Here is a 20,034-nt window from a genome sequence, read left to right as displayed (position 1 = left end):
CTCGACGGGATCGTTGGAAGCTGCAGAGTGGATCAGGTCGGTCAAATCTGCTCCTCGTGATGGGGGCGGAACTGCTTGGTCGGCGTCGCTGTCCCCGGGCCTGCCCGCTTGGTGTGCGGACCACCCGTGACGAAAGGTTCGGGTGCACCCCCATCCTTACCGAAACGGCTGCCCAGGTCATCACCCCAGCGGGAATACCATTAGGTAGGTTCTGCGGGGAAAGACGAATCGCGCACGTGATCGAGAGGGAACGCCGAACGATGAGGGTGCTGCACGCGCGCCGGCTGGGGCTGATCTGTGCCGTTGTCGCCGTGACCGCGGGCTCGGTGGTGGCGGGTTGCGCCGAGCAGATCCCCGGCACACCGACGACCGACGCGGCCGAGGTGGCCGCCTACAAGACCGCGGCCGCCGCGTCGTCGTCGGCAGCCGCGTCCTCGCGCGCCGCGGCCGCGCGCGAACGGGCGATCACCGACAACTGTGGACAATTCGCCACCACCACCGGCGCCGGGGTCACCGCCTACAACGACTTCGTGTCCGCGCACGACGCCAACGCCCCCGACTACGCCGCCAAGCGCGAGTCCGCGGCCACCACTCTCGACAACGCGGCGACCAAAGTCGAGGCGGGCATCGTCACCGCGGCAGGCGCGTTGCCGACCGAGTTGGCCGACAAGTTCACCGCCTATGTCGTCGCGGCGCGCGAGCTGGCGGCGCAAACCAGAAAGATGACCTACAACTCACCTGTCGGCAAGCTCAACGAAGCCAGCCGAGCGATCAACCAGGCTCGCACCGCAGTCCACGACGCCTGTTGAGGCGGTCGATTCAACCCTTCCGACACGCGGCGTACGGTCCCAATTCATCCGATCAGCTTGCGCTACGGCCGATAACCATGTTCGCTTGCACCTATCTTACTGTCGGCAGTTTAGGGAGGACACCACCGTGGTCGCCGCGGCGGACGCGCAGAACTACGCTCAGAAGCTTGGCATTTCTCACGGCTTGGTTGTTCAGGAATTGGGCTGGGACGAGGACACCGACGACGCATTGCGCGCCGAGATCGAGGAGGTCAGCGGCGGCGAAATGGTCGACGAAGACTCCGACGAGGTCGTCGACGCCGTCCTGCTCTGGTGGCGAGAAGGTGACGGCGATCTCGCCGACGAGCTGATGGATGCCATCAGCCCGCTGGCCGATGAAGGCTTCATCTGGGTCCTCACCCCCAAAACCGGGCAATCAGGCCATGTCGATCCGAGCGAGATCGCCGAAGCCGCACCCACGGCCGGCCTGACCCAGACATCCACCATCAGCCTCGGCGGTTGGACGGGCTCACGCCTCGTTCAGCCGAAGGCACCATCGAAACAGCGCTGAATCCGCCGTTCGCTAGGGTCTCAGTTGGGCTCGTATGCCCGGCTGGGACCCGACACGACGGAGGATTCGTAGTATGCCGCTAGAGGTTGGCACTCTCGCGCCGGATTTCACGCTCAAGGACCAGAACAACCAGCCCGTCACCCTGTCGGACTATCGCGGCAAGAAAAACGTGCTGCTGGTGTTCTATCCGCTCGCCTTCACCGGCATCTGCCAGGGCGAGCTGTGCAAGGTTCGCGACGAGCTGCCCAAGTTCCAGAACGACGACGCCGAGATCATCGCGATCTCCGTCGGCCCCCCACCCACCCACAAGATCTGGGCCGCGGAACAGGGCTACCTGTTCCCCATGCTGTCGGATTTCTGGCCGCACGGTGCCGTCACCCAGTCCTACGACGTCTTCAACGAGAAGTCCGGTTACCCCAACCGCGGAACCTTCGTCGTCGACAAGTCCGGCTACATCACCTTCGCGGAGATGAACGGCCCCGGACAAGCCCGTGACCAGGCGGCTTGGGAGAAAGCGCTAGCCGCGCTAGATTCATAACCCGACACCGCCGGTTCTCCCCGGCGGTGCCAGGGCGTATAGCTCAGCGGTAGAGCACTGGTTTTACACACCAGCGGTCGGGGGTTCGATCCCCTCTGCGCCCACCTATGAACGGCAGGAAATAGTCCTAGCCACCTGTTCCCGCCCCGCCCCCGATTCGGGATCACCGGGCGAACTCTCCAAGAACTCACCAACGGCGGCCGGTCAGATCACCCGCCAACGGCCGGTTTCTGCTCGGCGAACAGTGCTGCCGCTTCCATCGCCTCGTCGTCGGCGCGCGTAGCAGCGCAGCAGGATAGCCGGACCGTGGCCGAGCCACTTCGCCGCCGGTGCGACCGACACCCCGGAGTCGAGCAGGATGGTCGCCGCGGTGTGCCGAGCATCGTGCAGCCGGGTCACGGGAACGCCCGCAGCCTTCGCCTGCCGCTGGAACCAGTCGGTGAACCACTCCGGCCGGATCGGTTTACCGTCCTCGCTCACGGTGACCAACCGCTCATCCTGCCAGCCAGGGCGGCATCGCCGGCTTGGCCGTTCACGCGCCGGGCGGGCGAACTGCCGACTCAGCAGTCAGCGTGTCATTGCGGTGAGAGTTCCTCAGCCCACCGGACCGTAACTACCTCCCGCGTTCGATCCCGCGTTCCTTCCCTCGTTCAGGTCCTTGACGGGCCCGCGATTTGCCCTCGGGATGCCGCTCGCGTTGCCGCACCCGCTCCCGCTCCAACTCCTCTCGTTGCCGCTCCAACTCCTCACGCGACACCGCTACCCCCGCCGACGATCTGCCCTTGTCCACCAACAACCGAACCTGCACCGTCTCAAGGCTTGTGCCGCGCTCGACCATCTGAATCTGCTTCGCCAGCGCCACCTCCTGACTCGCCTTGTCCACCCACCGAACCCCATCGCTGACCTCGACGACCATGGCGTTCGCTTGATCATCCGACCGTGCCATCCCCCGAGCGATCGCATCCACAACCTGCGCGTCGATACCCTTATCTGCCAGGCCTTTCGCGTCCATCTGCAACACCTGCGCTAGTCCTTGCATCCGGGCTCGGCGCTTGGCGTCATCGAGTCGGTCCCATCCGCGGGGCTGTGCTTGCTCACGGGCGGCCTTCGCCAACTGCTTGTTGTAGGCGTCGGCGACGCGGGCCATCATCTCCCGGTTCTCTCGCTCGCGTGCCTCCCGCGCTTGGACCTGGCGGGCCTGCTCCAGTTCGCGTGCCTCCCGCTCCCGAACGGTCTGCTCCGCGCCCTTCACATGCTCGACCGTCAAGCCCTGGCCGGGAGCGTCACGCTGCTGGGCGAGTACGACTTCGGCGACCTCACGATGCATCGGCGTCGGCAATACCAGACCGGCCAACACCTCCCGCTCCAACACGGCGCGGTCCTTGCTGTCGCGCTGGTGCATCAGGTGCAACATGCCGCCCATCGCGCGCGCCATCTCGGGATCGAGCCCCGGCGCGTCCAGTTGTTTCACGGGGGCCTTGGCAGGCAACTGCGCACGTACAGCGGTCACCGCGGACAACACGATCTCCCGGTCAACCCGCGCGACCTGCTGCCACAACACCTGCGCGCGTTGGTCGCGTTGCTGGGCTTGTACCTGCTCGACGATCTGCGATTCCTTCAACCGCAACTGCGACGCTTCGCGTGCAGCTTTGTCGACACGCTGGGTGAACACTTTGTCGGCCTCTACCAGGTAGGCCAGATCATCGCGGGCCTGGACTAACGCCTCCAACCCGATTGGGTTGCCTCTCTCTTTCGCCATCTCGATCTCGCGGGTGAACTGCTCCAGCGCGCGCGGCACGGTCCTCAACTCGGGAGAGTCACGCACCTTCTCGATCAGGTGGCCGAGCTTCTCGACCGTTTTTGCGCGCGCGATCGGGCGCCCCGCCTCCACAGCCCGGATGAATTCCGGCTCCGACATCTCGATGACGACGAATTTGCCGGGAAAATCCTTCGCGAGCTGCTGGGCTTCGCGCATCACCTCTGGATGCGGGGGACGTGACTCACGAATGATGTACTCGCTGCGGTCCTGCGTCAGGCCCTTCGCGAGGAGTTCGCGTTCCTTGTAGAGCTGCCGCAGCCCTTCCTTCTTGCTGACCCACCCGGCCTTGAATTCGGTGGTGGTGCCAACGATCTCCACCCCGGCGACCCGGACGACTTGCGCGGCGTCGTGCCTGCGAGGACCCAACGTCGTGGGTTGCGGGTGCTCGTGCCGCCACCCTTGCGCCTCTGTGCGGCCCTGGAGGTGCTGGTGGCCGTGCATCATCATGTCGTGCAGTAGCTTGCGGTCGCCCCACAGCTCGACCTGACGTTCCCAGTCCAGCGGGCCACGGATCTTCTCGACCTGGGTGGCGGCTTCTGCGATCTTCGCCTGCACATATGCCTTGTGCCCCGCGTCACCGGCCTCAGTGAGACCGTGGTCTGTACGGGGGACTACATCACGCGGCGGCTCGGCGCCGGGTACGGGGTCAGTCACCGTGCGCCCCCGTCACCGGGGACGGGGACCGGGCTACACCACGGAGCGGGTCGCGGCCTCGCGGGTCCAGGCGACGAGCCGGTCACGTTCGCGCACCAGCTCGCCGGCATTCCGGTAGAGAATGATCTTGCGGATCGACAGGCCAGGGTCAGTCCAGAACGTGTGGCCCGGAAGTTCGATCGCGGGGCCGATCGGGAGTGATTCGTACAGCTTGACCCACACCCAGTGGCCCTCGCCCATGGTGCGCAGGTAGATGTGGCCGATGCCGCGGGCGCACAGTGCGAGGTAGGCCATTTCCTCCGGTGTGGCGTCCTCTCCGATATGAGGGAAACGAGCCAAGGCCGCGTCCTCGATCGCGGACAGCCCTGCATCGGTCCACGGGTCATCCAGATCGGCCAAGCCGGGAACCACACTGACGAGCTCGGCGAGGTCGTCGGCCTCGCGTTTCTGCCACGCCCGGAATTCCGGTGACCGCTGCTGTTTGGCCAGGCGTCGGATCTCGATCTCTGAGTACGGTCGGTCTTCGCCCACGATGCCCTCCCGGCATGCTTGGTGTGCTGTCGATCCGTGCAGGTTGCCAGCATATCCAGAGTCCTTCGGTGAAACGGGCAGTCCCCGGAATGTCAGGCGCCGCCGACCTACTTCGGGCCTGTGCGCGCCGACTGCCCTCGCTCTGGCAAGGTCGGGCAGCCGACGCGCGCAGGGTTCTATCCGTGACGCTCGGGTGTGCACCCCCAGGCCGTCACGCTCATCCCCGGGCCGGGGTAGTCAGAGGTCCGCCGCTGGGGCGCGGCTGTTCTAGCGCGATCACAACATGAGCGACGTCGACGGTTATGGCACCACCGTCGCGTGCAATGCGCTCGGCGACCTCGAGGAGGCGTTGCAGGGCAAGCGAATACAGCGGGTCGACGTCGATCACGATGGGCTCGCCGAGCACGGCGAGAGCGGCAGCAGCGGAGGTGAACAAGTCGCCGCCGTCCTGGCCCTCATCGACCGGGCCGACTGCGAACACCGGCCCGACCTCGCCGCGGTCATCGATGGGCGCCCATGATCGGTCCTCACTGTGCAGCCGGCCCGCAACCTGGCGCGTGTGGGCGCCGACGATGCGTGACGCGGCGTGCGCTTCGGCCATTGCTTCGGTGACTGCGTGGCGCGCGCGATCGAGTTCAGTACCCGGCACGACGGTCCAACCGCATCACGCCCGCGCCAACGAGCACGTTGACGGCGGCCATCTTGCGCGGACAGGTAGTGCGGTCACATCCACGGTGCACCTGCATCATCCGGTGCGCCTGGTATGGCGTGAACATCTTCGCCGGTGCCGAGTGGACGATCACCGTGGTTCGGCCGGTCTGCTCGTCATCGCGGGCGATCGCGTCGCGGGTGTCCTCGCCGGCGATCCGCGCAGCGATCGCGTCAACCGTCAGCGCGCTGGGTTCGATCCTCTTCCCCCACACTGCGGGCTCCCCTCGTCGGTGAATTGCTCCCGCCGCCGGGGATTGCTCGACCCGGCGGCGGGGCTGCATCAGATTCGCCGCGTGTAAGGGCATGGAGGGACAGAAAAGGGACAGAGACAGGACAGGACGTATCGATCTACCCTCGGACTATGGGGACACACGTAGGGCAGGCCATCGCGTCCGAACGCAAGATCGCGGGTCTGAATCAACGCCAGCTGGCCAACCGCGTCGGCTACTCGCTGTCGATGATCAAGGCCGTCGAGCAAGGCCGAGAAGTCGCGTCCCCGGGATTCATCGCTGCGGTTTCTCGTGTGCTCGGCGTCGATCCTGACCGGCTGTTCGGCACGCCCTTCCTCGACGCCCTCGAGGAGGACGGTCCGCTTGCCGGTCTGGCCGAGCTGCGCGCTGTCCTGGCCGAAGGTGCGTACGTGCAGCCGATCGACCCGCCGTCCGACGCCGAGCTGGCGCGGGAGCTGGTCGCGGCCGAGGCCGCCCTGCGCAACGACCGCACCCGCCGCGCGCTGGCCGCTCTGCCCGCGTTGTTGCGCAAGGCGCACGGTGCCGTGCAGGTGGCCGCTGACGACACCGCCCGGGAGCGGGCCTATGAACTGCTGTGCGCCGCCTACATCGCCGCCGAGGGCGCGTGCTGCCGACTCGGCTACTCATCGCTGACCGCGCTGGTACTCGACCGGCTCGACGACGCGGCGACCCACACCCCCGACTCGGCGTATTCGGTGCGCTCGCTGATGAAGCGGTCCCGGTTGCTGATGGCTCACGGATCGACCGATGTGGCGATGTCGTTGGTAGATCGGGGTATCGGCCTGGTCCCTGGCGACACCGAGGGCGAACGTGTGCTGCGCGGTTACGCCCACCTGCGCGGCGCGATCGTCGCGGCCCGCGGCCGGCGCCTCGAGCCGGCGCGCGACCACATCGCCGAGGCACGCGCGCTGGCCCGGCCGATGGGCCACGAGAGCGACCTGTACACAACCGACTTCGGACCGGGCAACGTCGAGGTGCACGCCTGCGCTGTCGAGCTCGAGGCAGGCGACCCGGGCAAGGCCGCACACGACGGGGCCGCGCTGGTCCTGCCCGCCGACATGGCCGCGCCCCGCGCCGGACATCACTGGCAGGACAACGCGCGAGCCTGGCTCATGGCCGGGAAGCACGACCGCGCGCTGGCCGCGTTGAACAAGGCGCGCGCGGCGGCGCCCCAGCAGACCCGCCTGCACCCGTCGGTGCGCGAAACGGTGTACGGGATCGCGGCGGCACAGCGGCGGCAGTCGGACAGCCTGTTGGGGTTCGCGCACTGGCTCGGCGCGGGCCTGTAGCAGTAACCACGCTGGACAGGGCGGGACAGAGCAGACGTATCGATCTACCCTCGGCCTATGGGGACACACGTAGGGCAAGCACTCGCGGCGGAACGCAAGATCGCCGGCCTGAACCAACGCCAGCTCGCCGAGCGCTCCGGGTACAGCCTGAGCATGATCAAAGCCGTTGAGCAGGAGCGCGAACCCGCCTCGGCGGGGTTCATATCTGCCGTGGCGCGCGCCCTCCGGGTCACCCCCGAACAGCTCACCGGCGCACCGTTCAACGACGGCAAGCCGCTCGCCGACGCGGTCAACGAACTGTCCGTGCTGCTCGCCGAGGGTCGCTACGCCCGCGCCGAGGAACCGGCCCCGCTCGCCCAGCTCGAGGCCGACCTCACCGCAGCACAGGACCTGTACCGCAGCGACCGCACCCGCCAAACCATCGAGCTACTGCCCGCGATCATCCGCCGACTGCACGGTGCCGCCCGCGAGCTCACCGGCGACGACCAGGCGCACGCCTATGGGCTGCTGTCCTCGGCCTACATCCTCGCCGAGTGGTCGGCCCGCCGTACCGGGCATCTCATGCTTGCGTTGCCCGCGCTCGACCTCGCCGACGGATACGCGCCCCTCGGCGACGATCCGAACTACGGGGCATTCTCAGCGCTGGCGCGCGCCCGGATCCTCACCCACTACGGGGAGTCGGCCGTGGCCGCCCAGCTCATCGACAGCGCCATTGCGGCCGCCGATGACACCGCATCGGGCATGGTCCTCGCCGGATACTCGCATCTCGCCGGGGCGATCAACGAGGCGCGGAAGTTGAACTATGCCGGCGCCGTCGGTCACGTCGAGGCAGCGCGCGAACTCGCCGCCCGCACCGGCGAATCCGATATGTACATGACGGCGTTCGGCCCGCTGAACGTCGAGATCCATGCGCACGCCGTCGAGCTGGAGGCAGGCGACCCGAACCGGGCCGCGCTCGCTGGCGCCGACCTGACCTACTCGACAGAATCCCCGCCGACCAGGATCGCGCACCACTGGCAGGACAACGCCCGCGCCTGGCTCATGTCGGGCAAGCCGGACAAGGCGCTGGTGTCGCTGAACAAGGCTCGCTCGGCTGCCCCGCAGCAGACGCGCCTACACCCGTCGGTGCGTGAAACCGTGTACGGCATCGCCGCAGCGCAGCGTCGGCAGTCGGATAGCTTGCTGGGGTTCGCGCACTGGCTCGGAGCGAGCCTGTAGCCCGCGGATAGGGCGCAGCGACCGAAACCCCCGACTCACCAAGACAGGCAGAAACTACAACACCAGCGGGCGTAGGTTCGATCCCTACTGCGCCCACCAGAACAGGTTGCAACCAACCATGCGGGCAGCCACATGACGAGAACATCACCTCCGCCGGGCGTTCCAGATCGGGCTGCGAGGCATGGTGGTTGGCTGAGGTTGGCGACGTGCGGTCAGGGCGACTGCTGGGTGGGACAGGAATCGACGGGGACGGCGAGCTCCAGGGTTCCAGCGCGGTCGAAGGTGAAACGAATGTCGAGGTGGCGGCCGGGTTCGACCCAGTCCTGCAATTGATTCACCTGCACCGTGATCGGCTCCTCACTGCCGGGGCGTTCGGGCTGGGCAACGGGTTGCCCAGCGGCGAGTGCGCCGTCGGCGGGAATGGCCAGTTGCTCAGCGGTGGCTTGGAGCTGTACCGACGCCGCGGCTGGGCTTTCGATCGCAATGAGGCGGTCCGGCTCGAGGGCGTTGTTGGTGGCGGTGAACGCCAACTCGGCGGGTGCCTCGTATTGGATTATGCAGGTGCCCGGGACCAGCGCGGGCACGAGATAGGCGTTCTGGACGGTGATCGCCCCGATCTCGCCCTCGCTGCCACGGGCATGGCTGGAGTTCTCGCCGGCGTTGTCACTACATCCGGTGAGAGCGACCGCCGCGAGCACGGTGATCGGCATCAAAAGTCGTCGGCTCCGCATGCCTGGAGGTTAGCCACGCACGCCGATTCCAATCTGTCCGATCGGGTGGGATCTGCGCCGAGACCGCGCTCACCCCATCACTGTGGCACTTTGCCCCACTCCGGAAAAACTGTTCTTCGGGTGGGCTGCGGAGGTCGCCGGCGGGGTCACGGACCCCAGGCCGCACCCACTGAATCAGGCGATTCACGGCGCGGATGCGCCACCGGCCGCGCGGCGGAACCTTGTCGCGAGGCGATCGAACGCCACCGCGAGCTCGTCTCCGTCGATCACCTCGATATCGACGTCGAGCTGTGTCATCCACAGCGCGAGCCGGTCCGGGTCGTCGGAACCCAGCTCGACACGGCACGTGGCGTCGTCGACCACCTCGATGTCGATCGGGAGGGGGATCTTCGCGGCGATCTCGGCGGCGGGAGCATGCACGAGAAGCCGGGCGCGGTACTTCCAAGCTCCCTTGCTGATACGCCCGACGACGTACTCGACGACATTGTCCGCCGGGATCGCGCGCGGCTGGAACCGCGCACCCGTGAGTGCGTGCGAAACCATGCGGTCGACCCGAAACACTCGCCAGTCATCGCGGTCGAGATCCCATGCGAGCAGGTACCAGAGCGGCCCCCAGCTCACCAGCCGGTGCGGTTCGGTGTGACGGGCCCCTTCGCTGTCCCCGGGCTTCGTGTATCCGAACCGGAGCCGTTCGCGACCGCGGATCGCGGCAGCGACCGCGCCCAGAACCGAGAGATCGAGCGGCGGCCGAGCCGCTGGAACGACGCTTGTCGCCTCACGTACCGCCTCGACCCGCCGACGCAGGCGCGAGGGCAGCACCTGCTCCAGCTTCGCGAGCGCGGTGAGCGAGGTCTCTTCGACTCCGAGCCCTTGGGTCGCGACCGCACCCAGTCCGACCGCGACGGCGACGGCCTCGTCGTCGTCGAGCAGCAGTGGGGGCATCGCTGTCCCGGCGGCCAGCCGGTATCCGCCCGCGACGCCGGGGCGCGCGTTCACGGGATAGCCGAGCGAGCGCAGCTTGCCGATGTCGGCGCGCACAGTCCGCGTGCTCACAGCGAGCCTGCCCGCGAGCTCCGAGCTCGTCCAATCGCGCTTGAGCTGGAGCAACGACAGCAGTTCGAGCAGGCGGGCCGAGGTCTCCAACATGTTCTCGATGATTCCAGTAATTGCGGAAGCTGACCTGCCGCATTACCCGCGACCCTGGGTGTCATGACCGAGAACAACGCATTCACGCCGTTTCGCATCGACATCCCGCAGGCCGACATCGACGACCTTCGTCACCGTTTGGCACACACGCGCTGGCCGGTTCCCGTGCCGGGCCGAGACGACCGCACCGACTTCAGCCGGGGCGCCCCGTCGGTGTACCTGAAAGAGCTCGCCGAGTACTGGCGCGACGGGTTCGACTGGCGTGCGCAGGAGGCGAAGCTCAACGAGTACAACCAGGGCACGACGGTCGTCGACGGCCAGACGTTCCACGTCGTCCACGTGCGATCGGCGAACCCGGAGGCCACCGCGCTGATCCTGAACCACGGCTGGCCCGGCTCGTTCGTCGAGTACCAACGGCTCGTCCCACTACTGACCGACGATTTCCACGTGGTCATCCCGTCGCTGCCCGGCTTCGGGTTCTCCACTCCGCTGTCGGGGACCGGCTGGGAGCTGGCGCGGACGACGGAAGCCTATGCCGAGATCATGACGCGTCTGGGCTACGAGAGGTTCGCGGCCCACGGCACCGACATCGGTTCCGGCACCACCTTCCGCCTCGCGGCGCTGCATCCGGAGCGCGTCATCGGCACGCACATCGGCTGCGATCGCCGATTGCTCGGGTTGGTCGGCGACAAATTCCCTTACCCCGATGGCCTGTCCGAGGACGAGATCGCCCAGATCGAGGCAGTGCGCACCGAGGATGCGGCCGATCACGGGTATCTCTTGATGCAGAATCACCGCCCCGACACGATCGGTGCGGCGCTCACCGACTCGCCGGTGGGCCAGCTCGCGTGGATCGCCGAGAAGTTCGAGCCCAGGGCCGGCGGTACCTACCGGACGCCGGACGAGTCGGTCGACCGCGACCAGCTCCTCACCAACATCAGCCTGTACTGGTTCACCCGCAGCGGCGAGTCGAGCGCGCAGTTCTACTACGAGGCCGAGCACTCCGGGACCGCTGTGGTCATGGCCTCCGGCGTGCCGTCCGGCTGGGCCGTGTTCGACACGCACCCGCTCATCCGTCGCGCGATGGACCCGTGGAAGGCGATCCGACACTGGAGCGAGTTCACCGAGGGCGGTCACTTCCCCGCGATGGAGGAGACGGAACTGCTCGCGGACGACATCCGCACCTTCTTCCGCGGCATTTCCTGACCCAGCATCGGGGCCGGCCGGTCCGCGAAGACCCATTCGCGGCCCGGCCGGTTCGGCGCGTCGAGGATGCAGTCAGGTTCGGCCGCTCGTCCCCAGCACGGGCAGTCAGTAGTCAAGGGCGTGTTCCGGCTGGCAGACGTACAGGGGTGACGGCAGATAGCGGACGATGGCGTCCAGGAGCGGGGCGATGTCGTCGTTCGCGAGGGGTGTGCCGCACAGGATGGGCACGACGTCGCCGTTGCGGGTGCGGCGGCGGATGCAGTGGTGCGGGTCTGCGAGGGTGAGAGACCGCGCGGGGTCTTGTTCGGTCAGGGTCTGCACGAGTTCGCGGTACCACCGCTCGGCGGGCTCCCCGTGGCTTGCCGGGGTGGGTGCGAGTGCCGACCTCGGGACCAAGTCGACGACATCGGCGAAGTCGGCGCCGATGCCGACGGGGATCTGCAGCACCAACGGTGCCGCCCCGCGAGTCTCGGCGATCGTGCGAACACAGCGGTCGAAGTCGGCGGTGGGTTGTTCGAGTCCGTCGACCAGGCACAGTCGGGCGACCTGGTGATCGTCGGCGACGCGTAACATGGTTTCGAGTCGCGGGGTGCTGTGCGCGGCGGCGTTCACGACGACGACCAGTCCATCGGCTACGCGGATGGCGCGTTCCAGCTCGGCGATGCGTGCCCGGCTCGACAGCTCGGTGACGCGAATCGTGTGCTCGAGGCGATCGGTCGACCAGTGGACGGCGTTGTCGGTGTCGCCGAAACATCGGCGCAGACGGTGGACCACCCGTGTCGTGTCGTCGGGATCGCCGATGATCGTGACGTTGCGGATCGACTGCGGGTCAATAGCTTTGGTGCCCATCGCGCGGTACTCCAGATCGATGTCAGCGCATCCTCGATCCGCTCACCGTACCCGCGCCCGAGCAGCGCCGGAACGGAATTCCGCCCCAAAGTAGAACGTGTTCCTATACCGTCGGCCACGTGCAGAAAGAACAACGCCCCGCCGTGGCTGACTGGTTCACTGCGGACGACGGCCAGGTACGTCTCACCGGGACTCGCTGCAACGATTGCGGCACGCCGTACTTCCCGAAGAACACCCTCGCCTGCCGCAACCCGCAATGCACAGGTACCCACGACGGCTCCGAGCTCGTCGAGTACCTGTTCTCCACCCGCGGCCGGATCTGGTCGTACGCGGACGCGCGCTACAAGCCGCCCGCGCCCTACGTCTCGGCCGATCCGTTCGTGCCCTACGTCGTCGCGGCGGTGGAGCTCGAGGTCGAGCAGATGGTGATTCTCGGGCAGGTCGTGCGCGGTCTCACGGTGGACGACCTGGCTGTCGGCATGCCGGTAGAGCTGACCGTCGGCACGCTGTACGAGGACGAGGACGCGGAGCACACGGTGTGGATGTGGAGGCCGGTCAATGACTGACACGAATGATCGCGACATCGCCGTCCTCGGCGCGGGCATGCACCCGTGGGGCAAGTGGGGGCGCAATTTCGTCGAATACGGTCTGGTGGCGGCGCGTGCGGCGCTGGCCGACGCCGGGTTGGACCACCGCGACGTCGGCTACATCGCCGGCGCGGACACCATCCGCAACGGCTACCCCGGGTTCGTCTCGGGCGCGACTTTCGCGCAGGCGTTGGGGTGGTCGGGTGCGCAGATCTCCAGCAGTTACGCCGCTTGCGCCTCCGGCGCCCAGGCCATCGCCAACGCGCGCGCCCAGATCTTGGCCGGGCTGTGCGAGGTGGCCCTGGTGGTCGGCGCGGACACCACCCCGAAGGGTTTCTTCCAGCCGGTCGGTGGCGAACGCCGCGACGACCCCGACTGGTTGCGCTTCCATCTGCTCGGCGCCACCAACCCCATCTATTTCGCGCTCTACGCCCGCCGCCGCATGGCCTTGCACGGTGCCACCCTCGACGACTTCGCCGCGGTCAAGGTGAAGAACTCCCGACACGGCCTGAACAACCCGAATGCCCGCTACCGCAAGGAAGTCTCGGTCGAGGAGATCTCCGCCTCGGCGATCGTGTCGGACCCGCTGCGGCTGCTCGACATCTGCGCGACCAGCGACGGCGGGGCCGCGCTGGTACTCACGTCGATGGATTACGCACGCCGCCACGGCATCGCTGATCCGGTGCGGATCTCCGCGCTGTCGACGGTCACCCCGACGTTCCCGAAAACCGTGCTCGATCTGCCGGATTTCTCGACCGATTCGGCGGTGGCCGTCGAGCCCCCGTCGCGCACCTTCCGGTCGGCCATCGCGCACGCCGCCTACGAAGAGGCCGGAATCGGTCCCGCCGACCTGTCCTTCGCCGAAGTCTACGACCTGTCCACCGCGCTGGAACTGGACTGGTACGAAGACATCGGGCTCTGCGAGACGGGCGAAGCAGAGGCTCTGCTCCGCAGTGGCGCAACGACATTGGGTGGACGAGTACCGGTCAACCCCAGCGGTGGCCTCGCCTGCTTCGGTGAGGCCATCCCCGCACAGGCCATCTCCCAGGTCTGCGAACTCACCTGGCAGTTGCGTGGCCGGGCCGAGGGCCGTCAGGTGGAGAACGCCCGCGCGGGCATCGCGGTGAATCAAGGCCTTTTCGGCCATGGATCGGCGATCATCGCCACACGCTGAACCTCGGGATCGTCTCGACCGAAACCCCGGCCTCGCCTCCCGGGGTTTCGGAATCACCGCGCACCGACAGCGGCGATGCTCTCAGCCCGCTACATCGGCGGTTTCGCGCTCGGCGGTCAGTTCGGCCACCTGGTCGCGAGCGCGCTCGAGTGACCGTCGCAGGCGTTCGCCGCCGAATTCGTCGTTGCCCGTGTACACGAACTCGACCTCGTCGATGCCGATGAAACCCAGCGCCGTGCGCAGGTACGGCTCTACGTGATTCGCGCTCGCCAGCGGACCGCCCATCTCGTAGCCGGCGTCGCCGGTGCCGACGATGACGAAGGCGCGCTTGCCGGAGGTGAGTGCTGTGTAGGGAGCCGCGGCGTCCGGGTCGAAGGAGAAGGTGCGCCCGACTCGGACGATCTGGTCGATGTAGGCCTTCAGCATCGCCGGGACCCCGAAGTTGTACATGGGGACGCCGAGCACGAGCACATCGGAGGCGAACAGCTCGTCCACCAGTTGGTCGCTGTAGGCCAGGGTCTCGCGCATCTGCGGGGTGCGCTCCCCGGGTGTGGTGAAGGCGGCGGCGATCCAGTCCTCGGTGAGGTGCGGGGGCGGCTCGTGGCCGAGGTCGCGGCGGATCACCGTGTCGGCGGGTCGGCCCTCGCTCCAGCGTTCGACGAACTCCCGGACCAATGTGCGGGTGTGGGAGCGCGACCGGCGCGGGCTGGCATCGAGCTGCAGCAGTTGGGCCATCTCTGGTACTCCTGTCGGGGCTGGGTTGGCTTGCTGAACCGAGCGTGCCCGATGGGGAACATTCGCGTAAGAACGCACATTTCTGTTACCCGGTACCCTTTTTCATACCTTTGCCGGTGAGACGAGGATGTGGCATGGCCAAACGTAAGCTGGATCTCGATTTCGACTGCCCGGTCGAGGTGACCCTCGACGTGATCGGCGGCAAATGGAAGGGCATGATCGTCTTCCATCTGAGTGAGGCAACGGCTCGGTTCAACGAGATGCGCCGTGCCATGCCCCACGTGACTCAACGGATGCTGACCGCGCAGCTGCGCGAACTCGAGCGCGACGGTGTCCTCACTCGCACCGTGTATCCCGAGGTTCCGCCGCGAGTCGAGTACGAGCTGACCGACTTCGGCCGCGGTCTGGTCCCGATCATCCTGCTGATGGAGACCTGGGGAGAGCAGTACCGAGAGCAGTTCAGCCAGGCCGGGTAAGCAACCCCGGAGACCACCGGCGATCGACCGCTCCCCCGCGGCTGAGCACTGGATCCGACCCTCGACCCGTTCGCGTGGGGTATCGGCGCCGCGGGTAATTCGGGATACTGTTCGGTACCCCGCAGACCGGGCGCTTGGACATCGGAGGACTGCCGTGGCCACAGTGATGACCGATCCGTCGACAATCCTGGCCGCGCCGGGCACCGAAGGCGGTGGCGCCGCCCTCGATCAGGTGGCGTTGATGACGGGCGCGGCCGCGGTGGTCGGTGCGGTGCTGCTGTGGGTGGCGTACCTGCATCGAACGCGTCGCATCACCTGGCTGCGGCGGCTGGCCGATTTCAGCGGTCGCATCATGAACCGTCCCGGCTGGGTGGCGCTGCCGATCGCGATGTTCCTGGCCACCATCCTGACCGCGTTTCTCGGCTTCATCTGGGATGTGAGCCTGCATATCGGCGACGGCCGCGACGCCGGACCGCTGGCCAACCCGGCGCACTACTTCATCCTGGTCGGGCTGTTCTTTCTCTTCATGGCCGGCATGCTGGCGGTCGTCCTGCCGCTCGACGAGAAGCCGGGCATGGCCGCGGTGAAGATCACCCGCGACTGGTACGCCCCGGTGGGCGGCATCTTGATCGCGGGCGCGGGCTTGTACGCGCTGATCGGTTTCCCGCTCGACGACATCTGGCATCGGCTGTTCGGCCAGGACGTCACCCTCTGGGGACCCACCCACTTGATGCTCATCGGCGGTGCGGGCCTGTCGCTGATCGGTGTGCTGCTGCTCGAGCTCGAAGGTCGATACAACCGGCCCGATCCCGAGCGGACCGACGGGCGGATGCTGTGGGCCATTCAGGCCTTCGCATTCGGCGGGCTGTTGATCGGGCTGTCGGTGTTCGGAGTCGAGTTCGACTTCGGGGTCGAACAGTTCCGGCTGGTGCTGCAACCGATGCTGATCGTCTTCGCCGCCACGATCGCCCTGATCTCGGCGCGGTTGACCCTCGGCCCGCTCAGCACGCTGCTGCTCGTGGCCTTCGCCTTCTGTGTGCGCGCCGTCGTCGCGGTGTTGGTCGGCTCCGGATTCGAGGCGCCGCGCAACGTGTTTCCGCTCTACCTGGGTGCCGCGATCGTGGTCGAACTGCTGGCTCTCGCCCCGCTGATCCGCCGACCGATCTGGTGGGGCGCGCTCACCGGGTTCGGTGTGGCGACGGTGGGCATCTGGCTCGAATCGCTGTGGATCGAGCGGATGTTCGTCAATCCCTGGGTCGGCGGGATGTGGCCGGAGCTGCTCGCGATGGCGGTGCCGGTCGGTGTGGCAGGCGGTGTGATCGGTGCGATGCTCGGCACCGTCTTGCGCGGCGAGGCGTTGCCCAAGCCTTCGGTGCGGCGTGCGATCGTGGTCGTGGCCGTGGTGATCGCGGCCGCGGCGACCACGAACGGGCTGATCATCCGGGTACCGGAGAACGCGTCGGCCACCGTCACACTCACCGACGCGGCTCCCGAACCGGGCGGGCGGATGGTCACCGCCGACATCCGGCTCTCCCCCGGCGACCTGGTCGGCGCCGATCCGGAATGGATGGAGATCCTGTCCTGGCAGGGCGGTACCGGCAACGACAGTCCCGGCCACGGCCTCGTCGTGGACAAGCTCCGCCGCGTCGCCGACGACCATTTCGTCTCCACCCGGCCCGTGCCCGTGCACGGCACCTGGAAGACGGTGCTGCGCGTGCAGGACGGGCGCATGCAGACCGCGCTCCCGATCTTCATGCCGCTCGATCCCGGCATCGGCGCCGAGGAGGTGCCCGCGGCGGCGAGCTTCACGCGACCGTTCGTCGAGGAGATCTCGGTCCTGCAGCGCGAGCGGTCCTTCGACCATCCCAGCTGGCTGATCGCCCTCGCCGGGCTGGTGGTGCTGGCGTGCAGTCTGGCCCTGATCGCGGCGATGTCGTGGGGCGCGGCCCGCGTCAACGACCGTTATCTGGCCGCGGGCAGCACACCGGACCAGAAGACATCGGTCGAACCGTGATTCGCCAGGAGAACGTCGATATTCTCGCCGACCATTCTCTCCTGTTGGCGATTCCGGCCTTCCTGCCCGCGATCGCCCTGGTCGGTCTGGTGCTGTTCATCGCGCTGCGCGACCGGCGCGCGGAGAAGCGCGAAAACGACGGCACGCGAGCACAATCGGAGCCCACCGAGGAGAATCCGTGAACATTCGTCGGCTCGGGTACGGCGTGGTCACGGTCGTCGCGGGCTCGCTGCTGGTCGGCTGCGCCGCCGGCGACCGCTCCGAGTCGACGGCCACCCCGGCCGCGGGACCACCGAGCGCGGCCCGCATCATCGACATCCGGATCGCGAACGGCGAAGTGTCCCCGGTCAATACGCGCACCGAAGCCGTGGTGGGGCAATCGATCGTGTTGCGGGTCGACAGTGACACCACCGACGAACTGCATGTCCACTCCACCCCCGCGCACACGTTTCCCGTCGCAGCGGCGTCCGGCCAGGAGTTCGGCTTCGCGGTGACGGTGCCGGGTCAGGTGGAGATCGAACTGCACCACACCGGACGGACGGTGACCACGCTGCTGGTGCGGCAGTGAGGGTGCTCGCCCACGGCCTCGGCGGTGCCTCGGACCTGCCGATTCCGCCCACCTACGCGTTGATCGGCGCAGCGTGGGCGCTGACCTTCTCGTTCGCGCTGTTGCTGTTCGCCTGGCGTGAGCCACGCCTGAACCCCGCCTCACCGGGAATCGCGGTGCCCGCGCCGGTCCGTCGGGTCATCGACGCGCGCGCGACCCGCTCGGTCATCTCCGTGGCGAGCGTGGTTGTCACCGCTTGCGTGATCGTCATCGCGGTGTTCGGTTCCCCCGACCCTGCGCTGAATCCCGTGCCCGGCGTGCTGTACATCGGAGTGTGGGTCGGGGTGATGGTGGCGTCGTTGCTGATCGGGCCGGTCTGGAAGGTCGCGTCCCCGGTCAGGGCGATCCATCGGTTCGGCTGCCTGCTGCTGCGACGCCCGCCGGAACAAGGGCTTCTCCGCTATCGCGAGGAATGGGGATACTTTCCGGCGGCCATCGGGCTGTTCTCCTTCGTGTGGCTGGAATTGGCCTGGCGCACACCAGGGTCGGTGAGTTCGGTGCTGACCTGGCTGCTCGGCTACCTGGCGGTGACCTCGATCGGGCTCATCGTGTTCGGCACCGTCTGGGCCGAGCGGGCCGATCCACTCGAGGTGTACAGCACGCTGCTGTCACACCTGAGCGCTTTCGGCCGCGACCGCGCGGGGCAGCCGGTGCTGCGGGCGCCCCTGAACAATCTCGCGGGAACTCCCGCACGCACCGGATCTGTCGCGGTCGCGGCGACACTGCTCGGATCCACCGCCTTCGACAGCTTCTCCGCTTTCCCCCGGTGGCGCGAACTCGTCGACGATCTGGCTCCGGTCGTCGACGCGACGCTGGTGCGCACGGCCGGACTGCTGGTCTTCATCGGGGTGGTCGGCGGGCTGTTCTCCGTCGCCGCGCGTGCCACCGGTGGTGTCTCGCGCGCAGATCGAGCGCTGCTACCGCGGCGGCTGGCCCTGAGCCTCACCCCGATCGTTGCGGGCTATCTCCTCGCCCACTACCTGACGTTTCTGCTCGAGAAGGGGCAGGCGACGGTCCTGTTGTTGGCGGACCCACTCGATCGCGGATGGGACCTCGCGGGCCTCGCCGATCGCGACGTCGCCTACCTGCTGTCGAGCCATCCGGGTGTACTCGCCACCAGCAAAGTGCTCGCCGTCCTGATCGGCCATGTTCTCGGCGTCGCCGCTGCCCACGACCGCTGCCTTGCGCTTCTCCCGCCGCGCCACCGGCTGACCGGCCAGCTGGCGTTGATGCTGACCATGGTCGGCTTCACGTTCACCGGGCTGTATCTGCTGTTCGGAGGTTAGTACCTGCTCAGGGAGCCGCCTGCGGGGTGTCATGGCCGCCGACTGTCAACCGGCACCGGCCGTCGTCACAGCTGCGCTGCAATTTGCCTCGCGACAAGGTCTGCATCAGTCCGATCGTCCAGCACAGGGGACACCCGCGCAGGGCGACCAAGCCCACCGGCAGCAGGAACAGGCTGATCGGTCCGACCGCCGGAATCAGCGCGATCGACCCGATCAGCGCACCGAACCCCGCCCCGCCGCGCAGCAGGTGCTCGACCATGGACGCACTCGCGAAGTCATCGCTCATCGTTTCCTCCTGGGGTTTCGCCCGGCGCGGCCCGCAGCGCGTGGTGAACCGACGCCCGAGCCCGGTGCAGCCGTGATTTCATCGCCGACGTACTCAACCCGAGCGCGTCGGCGACCATCCGCCCGCTGTGGCCCTGGATGTCGCGCAGGATCAGCACACTGCGCTGATCCGCGGGCAACGCGGCGACCGCGGCCGCCACCCTGCCCGCTTCCAGACGTCGCACCACCTCGTCCTCGGCCGAAGCCGCAGCGATGTTGTCCGGCACGAGGACTCGGCCCGACAGACTCGTTCGCGCCCGACGCAGGCACTCGTTGCGAACGATCCGGAACATCCACGACGCCAGCGCACCGGAGGCCCGCAACATCCCGATCTTGCGATACAGGATGATCAGCGCCTCCTGTGCGGCGTCCTCGGCGTCTTCCGGTGTGGCGCACAGGGAATGAGCGAAGCGCTGGATATGCGGATGCGAACCCGACACCAACGCCGCGATCGAAGCTTCGTCACCACCCTGCGCGGCGGCGATCAACCGCTGGTCAGGCCAGCCCGACTCACCCACGCCCAGCTCGT

Annotated in this window: 24 protein-coding genes and 1 tRNA gene; 15 read left to right on the top strand and 10 right to left on the bottom strand. The window is 67.6% G+C overall.

Annotation, left to right across the window (positions count from 1 at the left end; genetic code table 11):
• Positions 1–260 precede the first annotated feature (260 nt).
• The 4 genes from ACFWUR_RS15625 (at position 261) to ACFWUR_RS15610 (ending at position 2,001) form a co-directional block, all read left to right on the top strand.
• On the top strand, positions 261–809 hold the full coding sequence (locus ACFWUR_RS15625) for a hypothetical protein (RefSeq protein WP_378907271.1): 549 nt from the start codon (positions 261–263) through the stop codon (positions 807–809).
• Between the two features lie 127 nt (positions 810–936).
• The gene (locus tag ACFWUR_RS15620; RefSeq protein ID WP_378907269.1) at positions 937–1,359 is read left to right on the top strand and encodes a DUF3052 domain-containing protein; all 423 of its coding nucleotides are present in this window, start codon (positions 937–939) and stop codon (positions 1,357–1,359) included.
• Between the two features lie 73 nt (positions 1,360–1,432).
• Positions 1,433–1,897: a peroxiredoxin gene (locus tag ACFWUR_RS15615; protein WP_378907266.1), complete on the top strand. Its 465-nt coding sequence runs from the start codon at positions 1,433–1,435 to the stop codon at positions 1,895–1,897.
• A gap of 32 nt (positions 1,898–1,929) precedes the next feature.
• Positions 1,930–2,001, top strand: a tRNA-Val gene (locus ACFWUR_RS15610).
• Between the two features lie 100 nt (positions 2,002–2,101).
• Here the strand turns inward: ACFWUR_RS15610 and ACFWUR_RS15605 are convergent.
• The 3 genes from ACFWUR_RS15605 to ACFWUR_RS15595 form a co-directional block, all read right to left on the bottom strand.
• Complete coding sequence (locus ACFWUR_RS15605; protein ID WP_378907263.1) at positions 2,102–2,386, bottom strand: tyrosine-type recombinase/integrase; 285 nt, start codon at positions 2,384–2,386, stop codon at positions 2,102–2,104.
• Between the two features lie 124 nt (positions 2,387–2,510).
• On the bottom strand, positions 2,511–4,271 hold the full coding sequence (locus ACFWUR_RS15600; protein ID WP_378907260.1) for a hypothetical protein: 1,761 nt from the start codon (positions 4,269–4,271) through the stop codon (positions 2,511–2,513).
• A 132-nt stretch (positions 4,272–4,403) separates the two neighbouring features.
• Entirely contained in the window at positions 4,404–4,901 is a 498-nt protein-coding gene (locus tag ACFWUR_RS15595; RefSeq protein ID WP_378907258.1) for a hypothetical protein, read from the bottom strand.
• Positions 4,902–5,184: 283 nt separating this feature from the next.
• On the opposite strand from ACFWUR_RS15595, the gene ACFWUR_RS15590 reads away from it, so the two are divergent.
• Positions 5,185–5,421 carry a hypothetical protein gene (locus ACFWUR_RS15590; RefSeq protein WP_378907255.1) on the top strand — a complete coding sequence of 79 codons (237 nt, stop codon included), beginning with the start codon at positions 5,185–5,187 and terminating at the stop codon, positions 5,419–5,421.
• A gap of 115 nt (positions 5,422–5,536) precedes the next feature.
• Here the strand turns inward: ACFWUR_RS15590 and ACFWUR_RS15585 are convergent, their stop codons facing one another.
• The gene (locus ACFWUR_RS15585) at positions 5,537–5,824 is read right to left on the bottom strand and encodes a hypothetical protein (protein ID WP_378907252.1); all 288 of its coding nucleotides are present in this window, start codon (positions 5,822–5,824) and stop codon (positions 5,537–5,539) included.
• 149 nt (positions 5,825–5,973) lie between these two features.
• On the opposite strand from ACFWUR_RS15585, the gene ACFWUR_RS15580 reads away from it, so the two are divergent.
• On the top strand, positions 5,974–7,152 hold the full coding sequence (locus ACFWUR_RS15580; RefSeq protein ID WP_378907249.1) for a helix-turn-helix domain-containing protein: 1,179 nt from the start codon (positions 5,974–5,976) through the stop codon (positions 7,150–7,152).
• A gap of 57 nt (positions 7,153–7,209) precedes the next feature.
• On the top strand, positions 7,210–8,370 hold the full coding sequence (locus tag ACFWUR_RS15575) for a helix-turn-helix domain-containing protein (protein WP_378907246.1): 1,161 nt from the start codon (positions 7,210–7,212) through the stop codon (positions 8,368–8,370).
• A 212-nt stretch (positions 8,371–8,582) separates the two neighbouring features.
• Here the strand turns inward: ACFWUR_RS15575 and ACFWUR_RS15570 are convergent, their stop codons facing one another.
• Positions 8,583–9,101 carry a hypothetical protein gene (locus ACFWUR_RS15570; RefSeq protein WP_378907243.1) on the bottom strand — a complete coding sequence of 173 codons (519 nt, stop codon included), beginning with the start codon at positions 9,099–9,101 and terminating at the stop codon, positions 8,583–8,585.
• A 183-nt stretch (positions 9,102–9,284) separates the two neighbouring features.
• Complete coding sequence (locus ACFWUR_RS15565; protein ID WP_378907241.1) at positions 9,285–10,247, bottom strand: helix-turn-helix transcriptional regulator; 963 nt, start codon at positions 10,245–10,247, stop codon at positions 9,285–9,287.
• 63 nt (positions 10,248–10,310) lie between these two features.
• Between ACFWUR_RS15565 and ACFWUR_RS15560 the strand changes: the two genes are divergently transcribed.
• Positions 10,311–11,453, top strand: coding sequence for an epoxide hydrolase family protein (locus tag ACFWUR_RS15560; RefSeq protein ID WP_378907238.1), 1,143 nt, complete (start codon positions 10,311–10,313; stop codon positions 11,451–11,453).
• Positions 11,454–11,558: 105 nt separating this feature from the next.
• On the opposite strand, the gene ACFWUR_RS15555 is transcribed toward ACFWUR_RS15560, so the two are convergent.
• Complete coding sequence (locus ACFWUR_RS15555; protein WP_378907235.1) at positions 11,559–12,302, bottom strand: GTP-binding protein; 744 nt, start codon at positions 12,300–12,302, stop codon at positions 11,559–11,561.
• A 119-nt stretch (positions 12,303–12,421) separates the two neighbouring features.
• Between ACFWUR_RS15555 and ACFWUR_RS15550 the strand changes: the two genes are divergently transcribed.
• Entirely contained in the window at positions 12,422–12,868 is a 447-nt protein-coding gene (locus ACFWUR_RS15550; RefSeq protein WP_378907232.1) for a Zn-ribbon domain-containing OB-fold protein, read from the top strand.
• Entirely contained in the window at positions 12,861–14,063 is a 1,203-nt protein-coding gene (locus ACFWUR_RS15545) for a lipid-transfer protein (RefSeq protein ID WP_378907229.1), read from the top strand. The genes ACFWUR_RS15550 and ACFWUR_RS15545 overlap by 8 nt, the downstream gene beginning before the upstream one ends.
• 81 nt (positions 14,064–14,144) lie before the next feature.
• Here the strand turns inward: ACFWUR_RS15545 and ACFWUR_RS15540 are convergent, their stop codons facing one another.
• The gene (locus ACFWUR_RS15540; protein ID WP_378907227.1) at positions 14,145–14,798 is read right to left on the bottom strand and encodes an FMN-dependent NADH-azoreductase; all 654 of its coding nucleotides are present in this window, start codon (positions 14,796–14,798) and stop codon (positions 14,145–14,147) included.
• 134 nt (positions 14,799–14,932) lie between these two features.
• Here ACFWUR_RS15540 and ACFWUR_RS15535 point away from each other — a divergent pair, with 134 nt between their 5' ends.
• The 5 genes from ACFWUR_RS15535 to ACFWUR_RS15515 all read left to right on the top strand — a co-directional run bounded on the left by ACFWUR_RS15535 (position 14,933) and on the right by ACFWUR_RS15515 (position 19,181).
• On the top strand, positions 14,933–15,274 hold the full coding sequence (locus ACFWUR_RS15535; protein WP_378907224.1) for a winged helix-turn-helix transcriptional regulator: 342 nt from the start codon (positions 14,933–14,935) through the stop codon (positions 15,272–15,274).
• 166 nt (positions 15,275–15,440) lie between these two features.
• Positions 15,441–17,288: a hypothetical protein gene (locus tag ACFWUR_RS15530; RefSeq protein WP_378907487.1), complete on the top strand. Its 1,848-nt coding sequence runs from the start codon at positions 15,441–15,443 to the stop codon at positions 17,286–17,288.
• Positions 17,288–17,470, top strand: a complete 183-nt coding sequence (locus ACFWUR_RS15525; RefSeq protein ID WP_378907485.1) for a hypothetical protein — start codon at positions 17,288–17,290, stop codon at positions 17,468–17,470. Before ACFWUR_RS15530 ends, ACFWUR_RS15525 begins: the two co-directional genes overlap by 1 nt.
• A complete protein-coding gene (locus ACFWUR_RS15520; protein ID WP_378907221.1) occupies positions 17,467–17,856 on the top strand; it encodes a hypothetical protein in 390 nt (129 codons plus the stop codon). Before ACFWUR_RS15525 ends, ACFWUR_RS15520 begins: the two co-directional genes overlap by 4 nt.
• Positions 17,853–19,181 carry a hypothetical protein gene (locus ACFWUR_RS15515; protein WP_378907218.1) on the top strand — a complete coding sequence of 443 codons (1,329 nt, stop codon included), beginning with the start codon at positions 17,853–17,855 and terminating at the stop codon, positions 19,179–19,181. Before ACFWUR_RS15520 ends, ACFWUR_RS15515 begins: the two co-directional genes overlap by 4 nt.
• Before the next feature lie 7 nt (positions 19,182–19,188).
• Here ACFWUR_RS15515 and ACFWUR_RS15510 read toward each other — a convergent pair whose 3' ends face one another.
• Together ACFWUR_RS15510 and ACFWUR_RS15505 are read right to left on the bottom strand one after the other, a co-directional pair.
• The gene (locus ACFWUR_RS15510; RefSeq protein WP_378907215.1) at positions 19,189–19,467 is read right to left on the bottom strand and encodes a hypothetical protein; all 279 of its coding nucleotides are present in this window, start codon (positions 19,465–19,467) and stop codon (positions 19,189–19,191) included.
• Positions 19,457–20,023: an RNA polymerase sigma factor gene (locus ACFWUR_RS15505; protein ID WP_378907213.1), complete on the bottom strand. Its 567-nt coding sequence runs from the start codon at positions 20,021–20,023 to the stop codon at positions 19,457–19,459. The genes ACFWUR_RS15510 and ACFWUR_RS15505 overlap by 11 nt, the downstream gene beginning before the upstream one ends.
• Positions 20,024–20,034: the final 11 nt, after the last annotated feature.

Source organism: Nocardia sp. NPDC058633, assembly GCF_042717045.1.
GTDB lineage: Bacteria > Actinomycetota > Actinomycetes > Mycobacteriales > Mycobacteriaceae > Nocardia.
The sequence above is the reverse complement of the archived record's forward strand: the minus strand, read 5'-3'. Positions and strand labels throughout refer to the sequence as shown.

Bases quoted from the DNA above. Each gene is read 5' to 3' on its own strand.
- ACFWUR_RS15625 (WP_378907271.1), top strand. From the start codon at position 261: ATGAGGGTGCTGCACGCGCGCCGGCTGGGGCTGATCTGTGCCGTTGTC.
- ACFWUR_RS15615 (WP_378907266.1), top strand. From the start codon at position 1,433: ATGCCGCTAGAGGTTGGCACTCTCGCGCCGGATTTCACGCTCAAGGAC.
- ACFWUR_RS15590 (WP_378907255.1), top strand. From the start codon at position 5,185: ATGAGCGACGTCGACGGTTATGGCACCACCGTCGCGTGCAATGCGCTC.
- ACFWUR_RS15580 (WP_378907249.1), top strand. From the start codon at position 5,974: ATGGGGACACACGTAGGGCAGGCCATCGCGTCCGAACGCAAGATCGCG.
- ACFWUR_RS15575 (WP_378907246.1), top strand. From the start codon at position 7,210: ATGGGGACACACGTAGGGCAAGCACTCGCGGCGGAACGCAAGATCGCC.
- ACFWUR_RS15570 (WP_378907243.1), bottom strand. From the start codon at position 9,101: ATGCGGAGCCGACGACTTTTGATGCCGATCACCGTGCTCGCGGCGGTC.
- ACFWUR_RS15565 (WP_378907241.1), bottom strand. From the start codon at position 10,247: ATGTTGGAGACCTCGGCCCGCCTGCTCGAACTGCTGTCGTTGCTCCAG.
- ACFWUR_RS15560 (WP_378907238.1), top strand. From the start codon at position 10,311: ATGACCGAGAACAACGCATTCACGCCGTTTCGCATCGACATCCCGCAG.
- ACFWUR_RS15555 (WP_378907235.1), bottom strand. From the start codon at position 12,302: ATGGGCACCAAAGCTATTGACCCGCAGTCGATCCGCAACGTCACGATC.
- ACFWUR_RS15545 (WP_378907229.1), top strand. From the start codon at position 12,861: ATGACTGACACGAATGATCGCGACATCGCCGTCCTCGGCGCGGGCATG.
- ACFWUR_RS15540 (WP_378907227.1), bottom strand. From the start codon at position 14,798: ATGGCCCAACTGCTGCAGCTCGATGCCAGCCCGCGCCGGTCGCGCTCC.
- ACFWUR_RS15535 (WP_378907224.1), top strand. From the start codon at position 14,933: ATGGCCAAACGTAAGCTGGATCTCGATTTCGACTGCCCGGTCGAGGTG.
- ACFWUR_RS15530 (WP_378907487.1), top strand. From the start codon at position 15,441: ATGACCGATCCGTCGACAATCCTGGCCGCGCCGGGCACCGAAGGCGGT.
- ACFWUR_RS15510 (WP_378907215.1), bottom strand. From the start codon at position 19,467: ATGAGCGATGACTTCGCGAGTGCGTCCATGGTCGAGCACCTGCTGCGC.